The sequence below is a fragment of the Streptomyces sp. NPDC001852 genome (assembly GCF_042891825.1).
In the GTDB taxonomy this organism is placed as follows: domain Bacteria; phylum Actinomycetota; class Actinomycetes; order Streptomycetales; family Streptomycetaceae; genus Streptomyces.
The window spans coordinates 65,949-86,504 of the sequence record NZ_JBIATN010000007.1 but is presented as its reverse complement, the minus strand read 5'-3'; the positions used below and the strand labels follow the sequence as shown (position 1 = coordinate 86,504).

The window sequence follows — 20,556 nt, the reverse complement described above, 5'->3', positions numbered from 1 at the left end:
AACCATCCATGGCCACCTCGGGGGCGGATACACCTCGTCAGGTCACGCAGGTGCGCGAGCAGTTGCACGAGACATTCGACGGGGTGGTACACGACGCCGACATCGCACACTTCCGCGGGGGCAACTACGAACAGCGCTTCCTTTCCCGCGCCCTCGCAGCCCTCGCGGTACGACGCGTGGGCCAATGCAGTGTGGCCGAGGCGGCCCGGTTCGTCACGGACGGCATCGCAGACCAGGGATTGGATGCCATCGCTCCGTTGCCGGAGAGCGGGCAGGCTCTACTCGTCCAGGCTAAATGGAGTGACAAGGGTACGGCGACCTTCGACGTGGACGCTGCCAAAGCAATGGTGGACGGCCTGAACCGGATCGAGAACGAGCTGTACGACCAGTTCAACCAGCGTGCCGCCGCTCTCGCGCTGGAGGCCAGGCCGTTCATCGTCAACAAGAGAGCCACTTTGGTCATCGCCCTGATGGGCACCGCGGAGCCCTCCCCGCCCGCACGCGAGGTTCTTGACAACGCTCTCGACGAGTTCAACAAGCATGGCGCCCGCTTGAGCGTCGACGTGCTGTACGCCGCAGACTTCCATGACCAGATCCATGCGGATCTTCGGCCGGAGCCGATCTGCTTGGACGTCCGCCTTGACGACTGGTACCAGCAGAAGGGGCCGCTCGAGGCCTATCAGGGCACGGTCTCCGCCGAGAGGGTCGCCGAGTGGTACGAGACGCACGGTACCGGGCTGTTCGAGCAGAATCTCCGTGCTCCGCTCGGGACCACCGTCACCAATGCGGAGATCGGTCAGACCCTCACCGCCGATCCCACCAGATTCTGGTACCTGAACAACGGCATCACCATGATCTGCGATGAGCTCACGGCACATCACGAAAGCGCCAAGGCACCGCAGAGCAGGCCGACCACTCTCACCGTGACCGGTGCGAGCATCGTCAACGGCGCTCAGACGGTACGGGCTGTCGCCAGGGCCATGCACGACGACGGTGAGGCCGCGGCCCACGCCACCGTGAGCATCAAGGTCATCAACACCCGTGAGGATCGGAAATTCGGTGTACAGGTCTCGCAGGCGGCGAACCGGCAGAACGCCATCGAGCAGCGCGATCACATCGCGCTGGAACCCGTGCACCAGGCGATCAAGGCCAACCTGCGCGCCGAACTGCGCAAGCAGTACGTGATCAAGCGGGGGGAGCCGGTCGCCGCGCCTGAGACCGGCTGCTCACTGGACGAACTCGCCCTTGCCCTTGCCTGCCTGTACCCGGATGCCGAGCAGGCCGCCCGGGCCGCCAGCTCCACGGAGAACCTCTGGGAGCAGGGCCCCAAGGGCAGTCACAGCCTGTTGTTCAAACGAGAGCCCTCTCCGCAGAAGGTGTGGCGCTCCGTGCTCACGCTGCGCGCGGCACGGAGCGCGGTCTACGAGCTGGGCAGCGGGAAGAACAGCCGCGAGGCGGCGACCGCGGAGCACGGCGGCTTTCTCGTCACCCACCTGATCTTCCAGCATCTCGGTGCCACGAGCATCGATGACCCGGACTTCGACTGGGACAGCGAGGTCCTGGAGAAGATCCCCGCCCTCGTACCGGAGCTGGTGCGTCGGCTGACGCACCAGATCGTCACTCGTTACGGGCCGCGTTCCCAGATCAGGACCGCCTTCCAAACCGCGGATACATGCCGAGAGCTCGCGAAGCAGATCCTCGGCGACTTGGCCGACGGCGTCGCCGTTCCCGCGCCCCCTGCGAAGGAGCGCAAGCCGCGTCGCCCGAACACCGTGCCGCTCCTGGTCGACCGCCGTGTCATCAAGGACGGATCCCCCCTTCGATACGTGGCTCTGAACGAGCCCGAGCGAGACGCCATGGAAGAGTGGCTTGCCGAAGACGAAAGGCGACGTCAGGGGACCTGGGTCAATCACCGGACCAAGCCGATCCTGTGGGCGTACGACGAACAGCAGTACTCGCCGTCCGGCCTGGTGTCGAAGATGTGGGCGGACGCCGACTGGGACGAGCGCCCAGTGGCCAATCAGGGAACGGCTCGCTGGTTCCCTTCGGATGGCCGGAGCCTGTGGGATCTGGCCAAGCGCATCCACGGTGAAGAGGAAGAGGACGAGGCCTGACGGCGTGCGTATCGCACCGGCGGGGCGTCAGGAGGGGCGTGGTCCCTCCGGGCCGCGCAGCCGGGCGAGGAGATCGGCGATCTCGCGGGTCTCCTCGTGGTCCTCGCCGAGGAGGACGCACATGTCCTCGTGGAGGGCGTCGAGGACGCTCTCGGCCTCGGTGCGGCGGCCCTCGGAGAGGAGGAGGACGCCGATGCTGCGGCGGAGGTCGAGAGCGGTCTCGGAGGCGTCTCCGTCCGCGTCGGACACGACATCCAGGACCTCCTGGAACTCCCGCAGGGCGGCGGTGGCCTGGCCGAGGTTGGCCCGACAGTGGGCGGCGTGCCGGCGGCACTCCAGCGCGCTTGCGCCAGCCGGTCCCGCCGTACGGGCGTAGACGGCGGCCAGCGCGTCGAACTCCGGTAATGCGCGCTGGAAGTCCTCGCCGGCCATGAGGACCGCCGCGCGCTGCCGCCGCAGACCCAGCACACGGGGGTTGTGTGCGCCGAGAGCGGTGGCCGCGGTAACGATCACCGCCTTGAGGACGTCTGCAGCCTGAGCGAACCGCCCCTCTTCAGCGAGGTCCGCGGAACGGGCGTAGGCGTCCCGGATCGCGTCCCGCAGCACGGTGTCGGCGCGCGCCGGAACCGGTGCGGGATCCACCGGATCGGGCGAGGGGGGAGGAGTTGTGGTCCGCCGCAGCGGTGCGTTCGGCTGTCGGTAGACCACCGTCGGGTCGGGAACCACGGATGGAGAGTCGCCGTCGGCGAGGACCACGGGGACAGCTGCCGAACCCGGCTGCGGCAGGTGCGGCGACAGCCGTTCATACACCGCGTACGCGTCGGCCGGGCGCTGCTCGGGCGCCTTGGCCAGCAGGTCCAGGGCCAGCTCCTCCAGGTCCTCCGGCACCTCGGGCCGTAGGGTGCGCAGCGGTTTCGGCGTCACGTTCATGTGCTGGTGCAGGAGCTGGTACTCGTTGTCGCCGCTGAAGACGGGCTGACCGGCCAGGAGTTCGTGTAGCACGCAGCCGAGCGCGTAGAGGTCGCTGAGCGGTGTGATCTGCGCGCAGTCGATCTGCTCGGGCGGCATGTAGCGGCTGGTACCGATCCGGTTGCCGGTGGCCGTGAGCCGGGTGACGTCCGTGCGCAGCAGCTTCGCGATGCCGAAGTCCAGCACCTTGACCGTGCCGTCCGCGGCGATCAGGACGTTGTCCGGCTTCAGGTCCCGGTGCACGACCGGGATGGCGTGGGCGTACGACAGGACCGTGCAGATCTGCGCGGCGATCGACGCGGCCCAGCTCACCGGAAGCCCCGCCGCCCCGTCGTCCGCCCCCATGAGCACCCTGCGCAGGGAGATCCCGCGCACGTACTCCATCACCAGGTACAGCCGGTCGTAGGACGCCTCGTCCAACACCGCGTCGAACACCTGCGGCACCCCGTGATGCCCGATCCGTGCGGTGACGCGCGCCTCGCGCTCGAAGCGGCGGGTGAACTCCTCGGCCTGCGCGGGCGACAGGACGACGTCCGGCCGGATGAGCTTGACCGCGATCTCCCGGTCCAGAACGGCGTCGTAGCCGCGCCAGACCGTGCCCATACCTCCGGACTCGATCTCCTCGATCAGCTCATAGCGGCCCTGCTCGCCGATTCTCCGTGCCTGCGCCACGCGTTGCGCCTCCGTCGCGTACTGATTGCTCGTCAGCCGAACGCCGTACACCGTACCGACTGGCGGCGACGCACGGCGGGGCTTACAGCAGGTGGTCGGCCTTGCCGGCCTTGATGTCGGTGATGAAGGTGCGCAGGGCTTCGAGGGAGTCGGTGGGGTAGTGCTCCTCCTGGCCGGCAACGGCTATGTAGGCGTTCCCGTCGGTGTCGGTGCCCAGTGGAAGCAGGAGCTGCCCTCGGCGCAGAAGGGGCTTTCCCAGGTGATGTCGGGCACTGGTACTCCTCACAGTTGGCGTGCGAGTCCCCACGCGCGGAACGTCCGTGATCGTGGGCCTCTCCTTCCACCCGGGCGGTTAGGCCTGGTGGGTCAGGCCGCCTCGTCGTCGATGTTCTCCTCCCGGCGGATCATCCGCCAGGCGGCCCGGCGCGCACTCTGGTTGAGTGACTGCTTGAAGCTGTCGTCGTGGCTGAAGTACTGGCGTCCCATGTCGGCGATGGTGTCGATGTGTTCGGCCATCTTGTCCTCGAAGACCTCGTCGAAGACGAGACCGAAGTTCTCCTCATCGTTGACGGCGGCGGCGCGGACTTTCGGGTCCGCCTTCGCCTCCGAGAACGGCGTGATGACGTCCTGCTCGGTGAAGTCGGTGCCGAACTTGTCGTTGAACTTCTCGATCAGCTCCGACAGCAGCGACTTCTCCTGCTCCTTGGCGCCGCCCGTGCCCTCGCCGAAGCCGCGCAGCTCCGCCGCTCCCTCGGCGGTCAGGGAGAGGTCGTGCTCGCCGGTCCTCTGGATGCGCAGGTGACTGAGGTCGACGTCCCCTATGTCCACGCCGCCGTCTCCGCGTCGCGGCAGGCGGTTGAGCAGGTGGCGGCCGTAGAGGTAGAGGCATTCGAGGTCGGCATCGCGATAGGGCACGATCTGGGAGAGGAAGCCGTACTTGCGTACGTAGTCGTTGAGGTCCGCGCGGAACTGCTCGGCGGTTTCGTGGGCCTCCTCGTCCGGGTCGCCGGCCTCGTCCTTGCGGTCCAGCAGCTCGGTGAACCGTTCGACGGCGGGCCCGAGATGCCGGTACAGCTCCGCGTGCAGCTTCTCCCAGCGAGCCACCGAGCCCGCCGCCTTCTCCTCGGCCGCCAGGTACGCATCGGCGAACTCCCGCATCTCCTCCTCGACGAGGATGTCGGGCTGCATGACCTTGCTCTGCGCGGTGTAGAGGAGGTTCGGGTCGGAGGGAAGGGTGTTCGCCTCCTCGAAGTACGGCCGGAAGGATGCCTTGATGTCTTCGGCGTCGTTGACGAAATCCAGCACGGCCAGGTCCGCCTGCGACTTGCGTTCGGCGGTGCGGTTCAGGCGGGAGAGGGTCTGGACGGCGCTGATGCCCGCGAGCTTCTTGTTCACGTACATCGTGGTGAGGAGAGGCTGGTCGAAGCCGGTCTGGTACTTCTCGGCGACGACCAGGATGCGGTACTCCCGCTGCGTCGCCTTCCCGCCGGTGCGCACGGCCTTGTCGTCCTTGCGCGTGTACGCGAACGCCTTCGGCAGCGCGGATTCGGCCAGGCCGCCGTTCTCCTTCGGCTCGGTCGTCTCTTCGCCGTCGTACGTCAGGCTGCCGGAGAAGGCGACCAGGACCCCGGGGTCGGCGTACGCCTGGTCTTTCACGTACTTCCTTATCGCGCGGGCCATCTGCACGGCGCTGTGCCGGGAGGCGGTCACCACCATGGCCTTGGCGCGCCCGCCGAGCCGGCCGGCGGTGTGCGTGCGGAAGTGCTCGACGATCACCTGTGCCTGCTGGGCCACGGTGGAGTCGTGCGTGAGCGCGTACCGGGCGAGCAGCGGATTAGCCTTGGAGGGGGCCACCTCGCGCTCGTCCGGGTTTTTGTTCACCAGCTTCCAGTACGTGTTGTACGTGACGTAACTGCGCAGGGGGTCGAGGATGAAGCCTTCCTCGATGGCCTGGCGCATCGAGTACGTGTGGAAGGGGACGTACGTCGGCTTGCCGCCCACGCTCTCCAGGATGCCGAAGAGTTCGAGGGTCTTGGCCTTGGGCGTGGCCGTGAACGCGAAGTAGGACAGGTTCTCTGCCATGCTGCGCTGGATGGCCTTCCGGCGGAGCTTGGCATCGGTGGTGGTGGCCGCAGGCGCTTCGGTTGCCCCTGCCTCGTCGGAGTCGGAGTCCAGGCCCAGGCCACGCAGGGCCGCGCGTACGTCCGTGGCCGCGTCGCCCGACTGCGAGGAGTGCGCCTCGTCCACGATGATCGCGAAGTTGTGGCCCTGTATCTCGGTGGGGTTGCGGCGCAGGTAGTCGATGAGGGCCGGGAACGTGTGCAGCGTGACGGTGATGATCTTTCCGGTCTCGCGGGACAGCGCCTTGGCGAGCTGCTCCGACTTCGCACCGTGCTTCTCGTCGATCTTCACCACCAGACCGGCGGTCTTCTCGAAGCTGCCGACGGTGTCGCGGAGCTGGGCGTCGAGATTGCGGCGGTCGGTGATGATCACGACCTTGTCGAAGACGGGTGCGCCGGGTTTGAGCCCGGCGGCCAGGGCGTCGGGGTCGATCTCGGCCGGGTCGGTGGGCGTGTGCAGCGACGACAGGCGGTGCGCCAGCCAGCCGATGGTGTTCGACTTGCCGGAGCCGGCGGAGGCCATCCCGAGGTAGTTGTGACCGGCGCCGTGGCGGGCCGCGTGGTCCGCGAGCTTCTTGACGATGTCCCACTGGTGGTAGCGTGGAAAGATCAGCTTCTTCCGCGTCCGTCCGTCCGGGCCCTTCTCCTTGCTGAGGTGCACGAACCGCTCGATCAAATCGAGCCAGGTGTCCCGCTCCCAGATCTGCTCCCAGAGGTACGAGGTCGCGTACGTCCCGGGGACGGTGGGCGCCGGGTTCCCCGCACCGCCGGGCTTCCCCGGGCCCTCCGAGCCGGTGTTGAACGGCAGGAACCGCGTCGGCTTGCCCCGCAGCTCCGGCGCGACGAACACCAGGTCCGTGTCTATGGCGAAGTTCGCGATCACGCGACGCGCGAAGATCAGCTCGCTGGGATCGCGGGTCGTGCGGTACTGCTCCTTGGCGGCCTCCACGCCCTGGCGCGTGAGGGCGTTCTTCAACTCGGCCGTGGCCAGCGGGATTCCGTTGAGGAAGAGGGTGAGGTCGAGGCGCCTGCCCTTGTCCGCCTGCTTGGCGGCGTACTCCAGCTCCTTTACGAAGGTCAGCCGGTTCGCCCGGTAGTCATCCAGGACCGCGTCCGACGCGACGAGCGACGGCTTGAAGTAGGCGAGCCTGATCAGGACACCGTGGTCCTTCACACCCTTGCGGAGCACGTCCAGCACGCCGTCGGTCGCGATCGCCTGGTCCACACGCTTGGCGAACCCGGCCTGGGCGGCGTCGGGATCTCCGCCGTAGAGGGCGATCAGTTCGGCCCAGTCGTCGGCTTGGGTCTTGCCGATGAACTCGAAGAGCTGGGCGGTGTCCAGGCCCAGGTGGGGGCGGTAGTGCTGTCGGTTGCCCTCACACCAGCCGCGCTCCAGCAGAGCGGCGGTTATGGCGTTCCCGAAGGCTGCTTCGTCGTGCACGGGCATGAGCGGCTATTCCCCCGCTTTCCGGTGACCAGATAGGTGATGTCGCGGCAGAACTTGTCGAAAGAAGGTGAGTTGACGCGGGCAAGGTCAAGATCCATGTCCTGGGTCAGCGCCGCTTGGTCCACGCGCGGGCGGTACCGCACTCCGTCGCGCCGGTGGTGGGTCAGCCAGCCCTTGCAGTCGCGTAACGTCTCGCTGTTGGGCGGGACCTCCAGATGCTCGGCGAGCCCCGCCCGACCGCCGAGCGAGGGCGCCGACGCGAGGAACCACGCCTCGAACTCCCGGTTTGCCAGCACGACGGCCGTGCGGCGGTCCGGGCGGGCGGTCTCGGCCCTGGCAAGCAGCGAAGGCCCGAGGCTGGCTGGGCAGTCGTCGTCGGCGTCGATCACGACCAGAATGCCGCCCGGGTGGCCGGCGGGCACGCGTCGAGCCTGCCCCTCCACGGCTGCTTCCAGACCACCGGGCCGGACGAGTCGACCGCGGTCTACCAGGAAGGGAGGCAGAATGTCTGCGTCCCAGATCTCCGCCTCGTACATCAACCGCCGGAGGAGGACGGGCAACGCGCTGATCTCGCCCTCGCCCTCAACGACGGAGGCGATCGTGACCCTCAGGTGGCTCACTCCTCGTCCTCCGGCTCGGCTGGGGGTTTGACGACTGGGCGCAATTGGTCGGAACGCAGCAGTTCAGCTGTGGTCGCCAGGCCGTCGGCGACGATCGACCGGCTGACTGGGTCCACTTCACCGATCATCGTCACCCCGTGCTCGGCGGCGACCACGCGGATGGCCGACGGATCGGCCTCCTTGCGGTCGAACAGCTCCGCGCTCTGCGTGGTGGCGAGGACCTGCACGTACTCGCTCGCTTCCGTGAGCGCGTCGTAGAGGGCTCCGGCCGCGAGCGGATGCAGCGCCAACTCGGGCTCCTCGACGGCGATGAGCGGAATCCAGCCTTCGCGGGCGTCGGACTGGAAGAGGGCGGTCAGCAGACCGATGGCCCGGATGGTCCCTTCCGACATGGACTCGGCCCGGAAGACGTGCGGTTCCGTCTCGCCGTCGGTGGCGAAGCTGATCCGCGCCGCGATGTAGTCGCCGGAGGGGTCTGTGGGACCGACCTCCACGACACCGGGCACGATCACCCCGAGGTACTGCGAGATGCGCTCACGTTCCCGCTCCCCGAGCGCGGCCAGGGCTGGGCCGAGGTCGCCGCCGTCTTCACCCAGGGCTCCGGCAGCCAGCGTGTTCGGGCTGGCCTTGCGGAGATTGACTAGGTCAGGGCTGTAGAAGAACATCTCCGTGAGGCCTGCGAACAGGTCACCGAACGGCTCGTCCTCGCTCAGGTGTGAAAGTTGCAGTCGTTTCTGGCGACGCCCCTTGCCTGTGCGGTCGCGCATGAGGAAGCGCTCGGCGTTTGCCCGGCCCTTGACGCCCAGGCGACGCATCTCGCACAACTCCTGCTGGATACGAACACCAGGCCCCGCATCTCGCCCCGTCTCGGGGACGGTCGGCGGTGCGAGGGTGATCTCGTACCGCCCCACCCAGGGCTTTGCGTCATGGGTGATTGCCGGCAGGTGGAATTCCAGACCGATCGTGCAGGAGGTTGCTGGCTCAGGGACCCGGCGCAGCACCTCTTCCCACCCGCCGCGCGCCGCCACTGCCTCGGACGGGCCGTTCACCAGCGCGTCGCGGACGAAGCGCAGGGCATCTAGGAAGTTCGACTTGCCTGCAGCATTCAGTCCGAGCAGCACGGTGAACCGGCCGAGAGTCACGTCGCAATGGGCGATGGACTTGTAGTTGTCGATTCGGACACGGGTGATGAACGGCATCGGCCGGTGAGGCGCGGCGGGACTCATAGCGCGATCATTCCTCGATCCCTCGTCCACTGGCGGTGGACACGTCGATCTGGCCGGTGACGGCGGCGGTGATCAGGGCTTGGCGGCGCTCGAAGAGGAGAGTTTGCGCCTGCCGCAGTTTTGTGCGGACTGAGTTCAGCTTCGCGATCTCCTCGCCAGTCCGCTTGACGAGCGAGTCGCCGTCAGTCGGAATCGGGATCCTGTACCGGCGCAGTTGTTCTCCTGTGAGGTGAGGAATCGTAGCAATGTTCCCCTCGGCTTCGAAAACCCCACACGCCTTGGCAACCCGCAGCCAGTACATCAGCCACTCAACTGGCACCGGTCCGGCTCGGCGCACTCGGTGAAGTGACTTTTGGAAGTAGCACTCCTCCAATCTTCCGTCCCAAACGGCGGCTTCTGCGACCCCCGCTCCACCTTCGCAGATCAAAAGGTCCCCTTGCCTTACCGAATAGCGGCTCGCTTCATCGGCTGAAAAATCCATTGTGGCCAAGTCGTCGGTTTCAATCGTGTACCAGTGTACGTTGGCGTTCCGAAGGTATGGCCGTTGGTCCGGTCCGCTCGCTCGGTCTGCATTAAGCATCTTGCCGAGTTCAGCTGAAAAATATGCGTATACCGGTCCAACTGACCACTCGGCAGGGATCTCCGGCAGCCATGGCCAACCAGTCAACTTGCCCTTTCCACTCTTCACGCGGCCCGACAACATGTCGACAATCAGCGCAAGTTCGAGCTCATCAATCGCTTCCATCTGTTTGTCTCGCCGTGAGGCAAGTGTTTCGATGCGGGCGGTCTCGGCGTCGAGGAAGTCGGCGATGCGGTACTGCTCATCCAAAGGTGGCAGAGGGACGGTCAAGCGATTGATATCCCACTGGAACAGATGCGGAACCCCCATGCCGCCTTTGAGCATGTTGATGGTTTCCTGTGTCGTCCGGCTCGCCAGGACATACCGAAGGTAAGACGGTTCAATCCCGGTCGGGCGGATGACGGCAATCGATCCATTCACGGTCGCCGGGTGAGGGAGATCTCGGACGATATTGACGATTCCTAGAGTATTGCCGTCCTTGGCGAGCAGTACGTCCCCTGGCCTCAACCTCAATTCCGGGGATTCTTCGTAACGGAATTCAGAGATGTAGTTTACGTCGGAGAAGTCAATTTCGCGTCCCTTGATGTTGGGAGTCGACAGAAACGCGTATCCTTCTGGCTGATACTCGGCTGCAGTGAGAGCCTTCCAGCCAATTCGCGCATTGACCGTAGCGACCCGGTCCACCCGAGTCCTGCCCCATCCAGCAGGTAGCGACTGGAGGTCGAAAGTCACTCCGTCACCTCCCCAAGCAGCGCCTGGATCTCCGCCTCCAGAGCCTTCAACTCCCCGTCGATCTCCGCCAGTGGCCGCGGCGGCTTGTACACGTAGAAGTGCCGCGTGAACGGGATCTCGTAGCCGATCTTCGTCTTGCTGTGGTCGATCCACGCGTCCGGGACATGCGGCAGCACCTCGCGGCGCAGGTACTCCTCCACGTCCTCCTCCAGCGGCACGTTCTCGTAGTCCCGCAGCTCCGGGTCCGGCTCAGGCTCGCCCTTGACGCGCTGGACCTCGCCCTCCGGGTCGCGAACGCCGACCGCCTCCCGCAGCGCCTTGCCGAACGGCGCACCCGTCGGCCACAACAGGCCGGCCGCGACGACCGCGTCCTTGAGGTCGATCCACGCGTCGGACTTCGTTGTCCAGGACTTGCCGACCAGCGGGCGCAGCGCCGCTGCGAACGCCTCGGCGTCCGTGGCCCGTGCGATCGGCTTCGACGTGGTGATCGCCGCCAGTGTCTCCTCCGTCACCTCGAAGCGGAGCTTCAACGGCCGTTCGACGGTAATCCGGCGGTAGCCGAAGTCCTCGTTGCGGAAGACCTTGATTTTCCCGGCCCGGTCGACGAGGTCGTGGCCGCCGCCCTTCTCCGCCGCGTCGACGACCGCCAGCGCCTCCGTGTAGAGCCGCGTGATCTCGGAGATGTGCTCCTCGCCCAGTTCCTTGCGCTTGTCGCCGAGCGACTTCCGCATCTTGCGCCAGTAGTCGCGCGCGTCCAGCAGGACGACCTTGCCGCGCCGGTCCCTGGCCTTGCGGTTGCTGAGCACCCAGAAGTAGGTGGAGATACCGGTGTTGTAGAAGAGCTGGTCGGGTAGGGCGACGATGCCCTCCAGCCAGTCGTTCTCCAGGATCCACTGCCGGATCCTGGACTCACCCGACTCCGCCGCCCCGGTGAACAGCGGGGAGCCGTTGAAGACGATTGCGATCCGGCTGCCGCCCGACCCCGACGCGTCCACCGGCTTCATCTTCGAGATCATGTGCTGGAGGAAGAGCAGCGAGCCGTCGTTGATGCGCGGCAGGCCGGCCCCGAACCGCCCGCTCTCACCGAGGCGTTCGTGTTCGTCCTCGACCGCGTTCTTGACCTTCTTCCACTCCACGCCGAACGGCGGGTTGGCCAGCAGGTAGTCGAAGGTGGCTCCGGTGTGGCCGTCGTCGCTGAAGGAGTTGCCGAACTTGATGTTCTCCGGGTCCTGGCCCTTGATCATCATGTCCGACCGGCAGATGGCCCAGGACTCGGGGTTGAGTTCCTGACCGAAGACCTTGACGGTGGCGTCCGGGTTGAGGGCAGTGATGTGCTCCTCGGCCGCGCTGAGCATGCCGCCGGTGCCGCAGGCCGGGTCCATGACCGTGCGCACGGTGCCCGGCAGGGCCAGCGCGTCGCTGTCCGGCGCGACGAGCAGGTTGACCATGAGCCGGATGACTTCCCGGGGTGTGAAGTGCTCACCGGCCGTCTCGTTGGACTGCTCGGCGAAGCGCCGGATCAACTCCTCGAAGATGTAGCCCATCTGGTGGTTGGAGACGATCTCGACCGGCTTGCCGTCCTCGCCGAGTACGACGTTGCCGTCGGCGTCCGTCCTCACCGGCCGCAGGTCGAGGTCGGCGAACCGGCCGACCACCTGGTACAGCAGGTTCGCCGCGTCCAACCGCTTGATCTGCTGGGCGAACTCGTACCGCTCCAGGACTTCCCGCGCATTGGGGGAGAAGGCGCCGTAGTACTCGTTGAGGTATTTCGCCGCGTGCGAGGGGTCGCCCGCGATGGCCTTCAGCGTGTAGGTGCTGGTGTTGTAGAAGCTGTGGCCGGACGCCTTGCGCAGGAAGCGGTCGGGGTTGATGTCCTGGTCCTGGAAGCGGGCGGCGACCTCCAGGACCTTGTCCTTGGTCGGCGCGAGGACACACTCCAGGCGTCGCAGCACAGTGAAGGGCAGAATCACCTTGCCGTAGTCGTGCTGCCGGTAGTCGCCACGCAGGAGGTCGGCGACCGACCACGCGTGGTTCGCCAGTTCCGTGTGCTTACTGCTGTTCAACGCTGTCCTTCCGGAGTTTCGCCGTCCCAGCGGGACAGAGACGTCAATTCTGGCCGTTCGCTGTGCGGGGCCGCAGGTTTCACGCCGATCCGTGACCGTCCGGCAACAGCGCGCCGCCGGTGAGTCCGGTGCTGAGGAGGCGCGTGACGTCCTCGGCGGCCCGGTCGGCGCGGCGGGCGGCGGTGCGAAGCTCGTGCAGGCGGCGGAAGGCGGCGCCGTAGCGCTGCTGTTCGGCGAGTGGGAGCAGGGGAACGCGTAGTCGTCGGGGGTCCACCCGGACGATGGATGTGCCGGTGGCCGCGGCGTTGACATTCTGCTCCGCGGCGAGGAACCCGGCCAGGAACCAGGGGTCGAGCCGGCGCCGGTCCGGGCGGAAGAGCAGCAGGTGGGGGCCCAGGAGGCAGCCTGCCTCGGCCGGCTCGACGACCCGGGCCACGGCGGTACGCCCCACCCGCAGCATCTCTGTGAGCAGTACGTCATTTTCCTGGATCAGGTGGAGGGCGACGCCGGTGGGAAGGTCCGCTTCCGTTCCGGAGGCGGGCCGGTTCTTCAGCACGTCGGAGGCCGTAAGCGCCGGTTGTCCGCCGAGTTCCGGGTCGGGCTGTAGCGGTGGTTGGCCGCTACGGGTGCGGCGGCCTGCGGGCGCGGTACGAAGAAGACTGAGAGCGCCGCCGCGTAGAAGATCCGCGACCGTTGCGGTGCGCCAGTCGCGGGGGCGGTCGTCGGCCGCTGGCCAGTTGGCGTCGGCGCTGAGGCCGGTCAGGTCCCTTGCGGCCTGGTGCAGTTGGCCGTACAACTCTGATGCCTGCCGGGCCAGCAGGGCGGGGCGCAGAGCTTGCCGGGAAGCCGTCCGGATGTGCCGGGCCGGAGTCAGGTCCACGGCTTCGGTGAGGAGATCGGTGATCGGGACGGCGCCAGAGACACCCGGGGCTCCTGTGAAGCCGTCTTGGTCGGCGAGGTACGGCCACCACGCCGAGAGCACGGTGTCGTTGACGGCGGCCCAGTCGAGGTCCCGGTTCTCGGTCGCGGCATCGACGAGCAGAACCGTTTGCGGGACGTCAGCCTGGGGGTCAGGGCGTTCGAGCACCCACAGGTGGAGGCCGATGTGGAGCGGTGTTGCCGCGCCCTGGGGAAGCGAGACGACCGCGCGGAGGGCACCGTCGCGTACGAGCTGTGCCCGGATACGTCGGCCGGCGGTGCGCTCCGCGACGGCGGGCGGCATGAGGAGTACGGCACGGCCGCGGGGAGCCAGGTGGGCCAGAGCATGCTGGATCCAGGCGAGTTCGGGCTCGCCCTTGGGCGGTACGCCGTAGGCCCAGCGTTGGTCGTACGCCAGATCCTCGTGCCCCCAGTCACGGACGCCGTACGGGGGATTGCACAGGACGGCGTCCGCCGTGAGGCCCTTGAAGGCGTCGGCGCGCAGGCTGTCCCCCGCGCGTACGGAGATCGCCGCCTCGGGGGCGCTCAGCCGGAGCCGCACGGCGGCCTGGGCGGCCTGGGCGACCAGGACGTCCTGGCCGTGCAGTTCGGTCGCGCCCGCGGATGCCGCCGCTGCCAGCAGCGATCCGGTGCCGCACGCGGGGTCGAGGACGCTCACGGGAAAGGTCCCCGCGCTGTCGGTCAGGAGCCGGGCCATGAGGTCGGCCAAAGAGCGCGGCGTGACGTAGGTGCCGGTGGCCTCCGTGTCCTCAAGCAGGCGTTCGGCCAGCACGTCCGTCGCGGCCTCGGCGCCGTCCGCGGAGACACATCGCATCAGGGCCCTCAGCGGCTCGGTCACGTCGGCGCTGTAGGTGAGGCTCTCGATGCCGGGGATGCCGTCGGCTCCGGCGTCCGCAGCCGACCGGATCCATCGCAGCAGTACGTCGTCACGTAGTTCTGGAAGGGCCTCGCGCTCTCTCCGGCCCAGCCGGGCGGCAGCGAGCACCGCAGGGAGCAGGCGCAGGGCCAGTTCGCCGTCGCCCGGGTGGTTGCGCAGCGCGGTGCGAAGTTCGTCCGCTGGTGTGTCCTCGGGGAGCTGGCCACGGGCGGAGAGCCAGGCGCGTACAGCGTCGAGGTCATAGGTCGGGCTGGCGTCCGTGCCTCCCGCCGGGGCGGGGAAGTCCCGGTGCCGGCGACGCCAGTTGCTCACCGTGGCTCGGGTGACCCCGGCCAGCCGGGAAATGTCGGCGGCGGTCACGAGGGCACTGGCCTGCTGGTTCATGGGCTCCTGCCGGTGACGTGGGGCGGGCGTGCTGGACGACCCCACTCTATACCGGCATCCAACTGACGTGAAGCATTTGACAGTGCTTTCAGTTGTCGCTCTACTGGATGTGCTTTCACCGACCCTCCCGGCTTCCCCTGGGCTCTCAGGCTTTCCCCCTGCCCTCAACACCTCGGAATGGAGCGGCGCCATGGCCCCCAGCACCTCCAGCACGTCCAAGCGCACCCTGTACCGCCTCACGGGCGTCGCTCCCACGGCCGACGCGATGTTCGACGTCCTCGACCCGGAGCGCCTCGCGGCCGTCGACGCGGAACTGGCCTTCCCGGAGGAGCGGTTGGGTGTTCCCGCGCTGCTGGTCACGGGCAGCTTCGAGCAGCAGGTGGCGAGCTGGTGCAGCGAGATCAACCGCACGACCGGGTGCGCGGTGTCGCGACCGGTGAACCGGTCGGCCGGGCTGCTGATGCTCGCGGTCGACGGCGAGGTGTACGCCATCGGCTACGACCAGGGATTCCGCCTGGTGCCCGACCGTGTCAAGGACCGGCGGTTCGGGCTGGGTTTCGTGATCCGCAGGGTGGACCCCGCCCAGATCCGCGACCTGGTCTCCCATACGCCGGGCGGAGGACGCACCGACATCACCCTGGTGCCCGGCGGCACTCCGGTCTGGAGCCTGGGTGTCCAGGAGCACGCGCAGATCGTGCGGAGGCTGGGCGGCCGGCTGGAGGGGATCGAGCTGACGATCGCCCAGGACAGCCGTACGAAGATCACCAGCGTCGAGGGCGGTACCGGGCTGCGGATGCGCCTCGGCGTCGACGCCGAAGACCTGGTCGCGGACATCCGGGCCATCGCCCGTGTCCTGAGGGACGAGGCCCCGAGCCCGGAGCTGGAATTCGTCGAGCACATCGTCCCCGTCAAGGACGACGACCTCGTCGGGCGGCTGAAGCAGCGGCTTGACGACATGCTCGGAGAGCCGCCGGACGGACGTATCACGGTCGCCGTCCCCTCCGATCACTGGGACGACTACGCCGCCGCCCAGGCGTTCGGCACCAGGGTCAACAGCCCGGAGGCGTACCTCACCGACGACTTCTGCCTGGAGTACGTCCTCAACCGGGCCCGCGTGCAGCGGCCCGGAACGCGCTTCGCCGCGCTCCGGGACGGTACGGTCTCCCTCTACTCGCACACCCGGGCGGAGAAGGGTGACGTCATCCGGACGTCGCAGGTGCTGCGCTGGATCGAGGCGCAGGTGGCACTCGGCGCCCGTCGGTTCTTCCTGTTGGACGGGCACTGGTACGAGATCGGCGAGGCCTACCTGGAGACGATCCGTTCGCAGGTGGAGCGGCTCATCACCTCCGCGCCGTCGGTCGACCTCCCGGCCTGGGCGCTCGGGGACAGGGAACGGGACTACAACGAATCGGTGCCCGACCTGCGGCCCGGGTACGTCTGCTTCGACCGTGACAACGTCCGGACCACGCTGCACCGGGGCAACGGCGTGGAGATCTGCGACCTGTTGAGCCCGGACAACGTCCTGGTCATGGTGAAGCGGGCCAAGGGCTCCGACGCGCTGAGCCATCTGTTCGGCCAGGCCGTGGTCGCTGTTCAGACCCTGCTGCACTCGCCGGACGCCATGGACGGGTTCGCCCGGAAGGTGGCCGCGGCCCGGCCCGGCCGGGCCTTGCCGGACGGCTTCCGTCCGTCGAAGGTCGTATTCGCGATCCTGTTGAAGAGCGGAACCGACCTCACCCCTGACACGCTGTTCCCGTTCTCCCAGGTCACCCTCGTGCAGACGGCCAAGATGCTTGAGGCGTGGGGCGTCGCAGTCGAGGTCATCGGGATCCAGGCCACCGCGGTGCCTCCGAGCCGTGCGGGAATCCGCCGCCTGGCCGCGTAACTGGGGCACTTCAGTCCGTGGGTGCTCCGATTCGGCACACAGGCCGACGTGCGGCCGGTCACCTCGTACCGACGGGACGCGGGGGGAGTGGCACGCCTCAGCAGCGGCGGTCGTGGGCTACATCGCCAAGTACGGTACCAAGGGGGCAGAGACCGCCGATGATGTGGATGGTCGGATCTATCACGCGCGGGAGCGGAATACACGCATGGCCGTGTCCGAGTGGCGTATGCCGTCGCAGGTGGGCTCGTTGCTCCGAGCGTGGCGTGAGCGCCGTCGTCTGAGCCAGGCGGGCGTGCCCGCCCGGCACATCAGCTTGCTGGAGTCTGGCGGGCCAGACCCAGCCGGGCCATGGTGCTCTGCCTCTCCGAACTGCTCGACGTCCCCATGCGGGACCGCAACCTCTTCCTGCTCGCGGTCGCCCCGCCCACGAGCAGAAGCCGCTCGCGGACCCCGCGATGGGCCTGGTGCTGGACGCTGTCAAGAAGGTGCTGCGGCCACGACCCCAACCCCGCGCTGGTCGTCGACGGCGGGTAGAACCTCGTCGACACCGACCGGTGCTTCGCCCTGTTCACCGAGGGCTACGCCCCCGAATTCCTCGAACCTCGGGTGAACGTCCTGCGGTTAATCCTGCCCCCTCAAGGACATGGCCCGGGCGTCGCCAACCTCGGCGTGTGACGGGCCGTCACTGACGAGGTTGACGATCTGGTGGCTTGTACGGGGCAGCCGCCTGGCAGGGCGTAACCGAAGTCGTCGGCGAGCGCGTCGAGAGGGATGTGGTGAGGCTGCGGTGAAGTTCGACCACTACGCCACAGCTGCCGGAGGTGCGAACTCGGCGAGGCGGGCCAACCAGACCGCACGGGCCGAAGCGGGCAGGCCGACGCCGCTGGTGGGGATCAAGTGACGTACCACGGTGGCCTCGCCTGGCTTGCAGCCGGCATGTCGACAACGTCCATGTGAAAGCACAGGGGGCCTTGTGCAGTTGAACGTCACGCGCTGGAAGCGGTACGGACATGATCGCCTGTACGCCAGCCTGCCTGATGGCACCGCGGTCGGTTGGGCGGATGTCACGACTGGGGACATCACGGTCTTGCGGGCCGAGTGTCGCGACGACGTGATCGCCGTGCTCGCACAGCACTTACAGAACCTCACCGAGCCTGCCCCGCCATGCAGCGCGCCCGAGGCTCAAGCACGTCCGATGCTGCCGCCTCTGACGCCGGCCGACGACCTGGCCGTCAACCCTCCCGGGCGGTACTTGCGTGATCTGCTTGCCGAATCCGGCCCCGGACTGATGGAGCGAGTCGTCTCACGGCTTCTGCGGCGGCCCTCGGAATGGGAATCCTGGCGAAAAGGATTGGCGGGGGAGCGGCGAGTGGGAGCCGAGTTGAACCGCTTAGGACGCCACGGCTGGCGCGTCCTGCACTCCATCCCCTTGGCCAACAAAGTGGATATCGACCAGTTACTGATCGGGCCTGGTGGGGTGTTCAGCATCAATACGAAGCACCATCACAAGAGGGCCGTATGGGTCGGGGATGACTCCGTGAAAGTCGATCACGGGAAACCGGCGCCATCGCACGCAAGAGCCGGGCGGAGGCCAAGCGAGTCGTCCGAGTGCTTGAGCGCTATTGCGACTTCCCCGTACCGGTGGAGCCAGTGCTCGTCTTCGTCGGTGTCGCCGAGCTGAAGGTGGTCGCTACGCAGCTCAGTGTTCGGGTCTACCAGGAGCGCCAAGTTGCGGCACTCGCTCCGCTCTCAGGCGTGCTCACGGCCGCCGAGGTGGAGCAGGTGTACAGCGTCGCTCGCCATCGTCAGGCTTGGGACCAGGCCTGAGTTGGTCGCCTCAGCGGAGTGGCGGCGGTCCTCATGGGCGCCCGTTCCTAGCCCCCGCGGCGTGATGATTCGTGCGGGGCGAGGCGCCTGGCGGTGGTGTGGCCACTTCCGGCGGCGTACGTCTCGCCGTCCCGGCGCGGGGTCCGGCAGTGGTACGCCGGGCGCCCGCGCCTCGGGGGCAGGATGCGGTCAGCCCGCCTTGGCGAGGGCCGGGACGAAGCGGGCCGCGTCGATCGTTCCGATACCGGTCGCCATGTCGTAGCCCTTCACCGCGGTGTAGCCGGTGACTCCCGCGTAGCTGTTGTTCGTGCCGTCCTTCACGTCGACGATCCCGGTGGACGGGTTCGACGAGGACTTCGCGTACAGCGAGTACAGCGCCTTGTGGATGTCGCCCAGCCGGTGCCCGGCAACCTGGTCGGCCAGGGCCACGATTCCTGCGAAGAGCGGGCTGGCCTCGCTGGTGCCGACGTAGACCTCCCAGCCGACCTTCTTGGGGTCGTAGCTGGAGTACACCCATCCGCCGCCCTTCAGCGCGGCGGACATGGAGACGTCCGGGGTGCTGCGGTGATTGCCGGCCACCCCGTTCTGATACGAGGGACGGGCGAAGACGTGGGACTGGCCGCCGCCGCTGGCGCCGTGGTCGTTGTAGACGCTGTCCGGCGCGGTGCGGTTGCCGTTGGCGTCCAGGTGCAGCTGGGTGCCGCCGACCGAGACCACCAGGGGGTCGTCGGTCGGCCAGGCGTTGACCCTGTACGGATAGGTGGTCTGGCCGTTCGAGGTGGTGTCGGTGGGTCCGCTGTCGCCGGAAGCGTCGGTGACGGTCACACCGTGCTTGGCCGCGTCCTTGTAGGCGTACCGCAGGTTCTGGATGCTGGAGAAGTCACCCTTGCTGAAGCCGGGGAAGTTGTTCTCCGCCACGCCCCAGCTCTGGCTGATCACATCGCCCACGCCGCGGTCGATGAGCGACTTCTCGGCGTCCATGATTTCCGGCAGGCCGGTGGTGCCGTCCCCGATCCGGCCGACCCCGGTCTCCGCCAGGACGATGTGCGCGTCCGGGGCGACGGCATGCGCCATCTCCACGTCGAGGGTGGTCTCGCCGGCCCAGCCGAGCTGGTCGGGGTCGCTGGAGTCGAAGCGCGGGACGTTGCCCCACTTGACCACGTCGACGTGGGTGCTCTTGATGCCGAACCGGGCGCTGTAGACGTCCAGGTCCTTCTGGATGGTCGGCGAGCCGAACGGATCCACGATCACGATCGTGCGCCCCTTGCCGGTCACTCCTGCCTTGTACAGCGGGTTCAGGTTGTACGCCTGGCGGTACTGGAGCGCGTTGTAGCAGTCGAACCCCCACGTCGCCCGGCACTGCGCAGTGGTCATCAGGCTGCCGGGCGCGATCTTCGACTGCTGTCCGGCCGGCGCGGGCTTGACTTCTTGCGCCGGTCGCACGGGTGCGGCGACGGCGGCGGAACCAGACAGAAGCCCTGCTGTGGCTGCGAGACTGGTGAGGCTGGTGATCCAGGCTGCGGCGACCGCGGTGCGCCGCCGCGCATGAATCCTGCGCATACATGCTCCTCGTAGTGGACTAGACCATGCTCGGCCGTTGACTGCCGATCCCACCTCGAGGCCCGCCCGTGAGGCAAGGGATTGGCTCTGTGTGGCTTGTCACTGCTTCGTCCGATTTCGGTGGTCTATGTCCATGCCGAGGGTGTCCTGCGCCGCCTGGGCAACCCATCGAGGACGCCCATGCCGGCCTGGCTGTCGCGCGCTTCAGTCCAGGTGGCGGCGGGGCATCCGCGCGTTGGGGTGCCTCCTGCAGTAGTCGCGACCGGTTCGATGCTCGTTGTGCCGGTTTTCCGGGGTAGCCCTGCTCTGACCGCTTCGTTACATACGTCACGGTCTGGTCGTAGAAGAGGGGGACGAGGCTTGATCGGGATCGGGCGCCGCTGGAGCCGGACATGGCGCCGCGCGCCCACTTGGTGCCGAGTGGAGCGGTTGGTGGCATCGGAGCCTCGGAGGGGCGGTCGGACGCAGGTGACGGTCCGTTGAATATGGCGGCTGACCTCGGCGGACGCTCCAAGATCCCGTCCACGCCTCGTCCACGGGC

At 67.7% G+C, this 20,556-nt stretch carries 11 protein-coding genes and 2 pseudogenes; 4 read left to right on the top strand and 9 right to left on the bottom strand.

The genetic code is table 11. From position 1 onward, the window contains the following. Positions 1-8: 8 nt before the first annotated feature. Positions 9-2,114, top strand: a complete 2,106-nt coding sequence (locus tag ACFYZB_RS14270) for an AIPR family protein (protein ID WP_388758225.1) — start codon at positions 9-11, stop codon at positions 2,112-2,114. Between the two features lie 27 nt (positions 2,115-2,141). On the opposite strand, the gene ACFYZB_RS14265 is transcribed toward ACFYZB_RS14270, so the two are convergent. The 8 genes and pseudogenes from ACFYZB_RS14265 to ACFYZB_RS14230 all read right to left on the bottom strand — a co-directional run bounded on the left by ACFYZB_RS14265 (position 2,142) and on the right by ACFYZB_RS14230 (position 14,743). Beyond that, positions 2,142-3,755, bottom strand: a complete 1,614-nt coding sequence (locus ACFYZB_RS14265; RefSeq protein WP_388758223.1) for a protein kinase — start codon at positions 3,753-3,755, stop codon at positions 2,142-2,144. Positions 3,756-3,837: 82 nt separating this feature from the next. Further along, positions 3,838-4,028, bottom strand: a pseudogene (locus ACFYZB_RS14260) (hypothetical protein). 93 nt (positions 4,029-4,121) lie between these two features. Then, positions 4,122-7,322, bottom strand: coding sequence for a type I restriction endonuclease subunit R (locus ACFYZB_RS14255; protein WP_388758221.1), 3,201 nt, complete (start codon positions 7,320-7,322; stop codon positions 4,122-4,124). Further along, positions 7,283-7,942, bottom strand: coding sequence for a DUF4276 family protein (locus ACFYZB_RS14250; RefSeq protein ID WP_388758218.1), 660 nt, complete (start codon positions 7,940-7,942; stop codon positions 7,283-7,285). Before ACFYZB_RS14250 ends, ACFYZB_RS14255 begins: the two co-directional genes overlap by 40 nt. Continuing rightward, complete coding sequence (locus tag ACFYZB_RS14245) at positions 7,939-9,168, bottom strand: AAA family ATPase (RefSeq protein ID WP_388758217.1); 1,230 nt, start codon at positions 9,166-9,168, stop codon at positions 7,939-7,941. Before ACFYZB_RS14245 ends, ACFYZB_RS14250 begins: the two co-directional genes overlap by 4 nt. A 7-nt stretch (positions 9,169-9,175) precedes the next feature. Next, positions 9,176-10,480 carry a restriction endonuclease subunit S gene (locus ACFYZB_RS14240; RefSeq protein WP_388758215.1) on the bottom strand — a complete coding sequence of 435 codons (1,305 nt, stop codon included), beginning with the start codon at positions 10,478-10,480 and terminating at the stop codon, positions 9,176-9,178. Next, on the bottom strand, positions 10,477-12,543 hold the full coding sequence (locus ACFYZB_RS14235; protein WP_388758213.1) for an N-6 DNA methylase: 2,067 nt from the start codon (positions 12,541-12,543) through the stop codon (positions 10,477-10,479). Before ACFYZB_RS14235 ends, ACFYZB_RS14240 begins: the two co-directional genes overlap by 4 nt. Positions 12,544-12,622: 79 nt before the next feature. Beyond that, positions 12,623-14,743, bottom strand: a complete 2,121-nt coding sequence (locus tag ACFYZB_RS14230; RefSeq protein ID WP_388758211.1) for an N-6 DNA methylase — start codon at positions 14,741-14,743, stop codon at positions 12,623-12,625. Between the two features lie 190 nt (positions 14,744-14,933). On the opposite strand from ACFYZB_RS14230, the gene ACFYZB_RS14225 reads away from it, so the two are divergent. The 3 genes and pseudogenes from ACFYZB_RS14225 (at position 14,934) to ACFYZB_RS14215 (ending at position 18,455) form a co-directional block, all read left to right on the top strand. Continuing rightward, on the top strand, positions 14,934-16,628 hold the full coding sequence (locus tag ACFYZB_RS14225) for a TIGR04141 family sporadically distributed protein (protein ID WP_388758209.1): 1,695 nt from the start codon (positions 14,934-14,936) through the stop codon (positions 16,626-16,628). 348 nt (positions 16,629-16,976) lie between these two features. After that, entirely contained in the window at positions 16,977-17,162 is a 186-nt protein-coding gene (locus tag ACFYZB_RS14220; protein WP_388758207.1) for a hypothetical protein, read from the top strand. A gap of 439 nt (positions 17,163-17,601) precedes the next feature. Then, positions 17,602-18,455, top strand: a pseudogene (locus ACFYZB_RS14215) (nuclease-related domain-containing protein). Between the two features lie 189 nt (positions 18,456-18,644). Here ACFYZB_RS14215 and ACFYZB_RS14210 read toward each other — a convergent pair. Further along, positions 18,645-20,015 (bottom strand): protease, encoded by a 1,371-nt coding sequence (locus ACFYZB_RS14210; protein ID WP_388758205.1) that lies wholly within the window; start codon positions 20,013-20,015, stop codon positions 18,645-18,647. Between the last annotated feature and the right edge of the window lie 541 nt (positions 20,016-20,556).

What these genes read in the sequence shown, in the direction of transcription:
- ACFYZB_RS14210 (WP_388758205.1), bottom strand. Translation starts at nt 20,015, where the DNA reads ATGCGCAGGATTCATGCGCGGCGGCGCACCGCGGTCGCCGCAGCCTGG.
- ACFYZB_RS14245 (WP_388758217.1), bottom strand. Translation starts at nt 9,168, where the DNA reads ATGAGTCCCGCCGCGCCTCACCGGCCGATGCCGTTCATCACCCGTGTC.
- ACFYZB_RS14270 (WP_388758225.1), top strand. Translation starts at nt 9, where the DNA reads ATGGCCACCTCGGGGGCGGATACACCTCGTCAGGTCACGCAGGTGCGC.
- ACFYZB_RS14225 (WP_388758209.1), top strand. Translation starts at nt 14,934, where the DNA reads ATGGCCCCCAGCACCTCCAGCACGTCCAAGCGCACCCTGTACCGCCTC.
- ACFYZB_RS14255 (WP_388758221.1), bottom strand. Translation starts at nt 7,322, where the DNA reads ATGCCCGTGCACGACGAAGCAGCCTTCGGGAACGCCATAACCGCCGCT.
- ACFYZB_RS14220 (WP_388758207.1), top strand. Translation starts at nt 16,977, where the DNA reads ATGGTGCTCTGCCTCTCCGAACTGCTCGACGTCCCCATGCGGGACCGC.
- ACFYZB_RS14230 (WP_388758211.1), bottom strand. Translation starts at nt 14,743, where the DNA reads ATGAACCAGCAGGCCAGTGCCCTCGTGACCGCCGCCGACATTTCCCGG.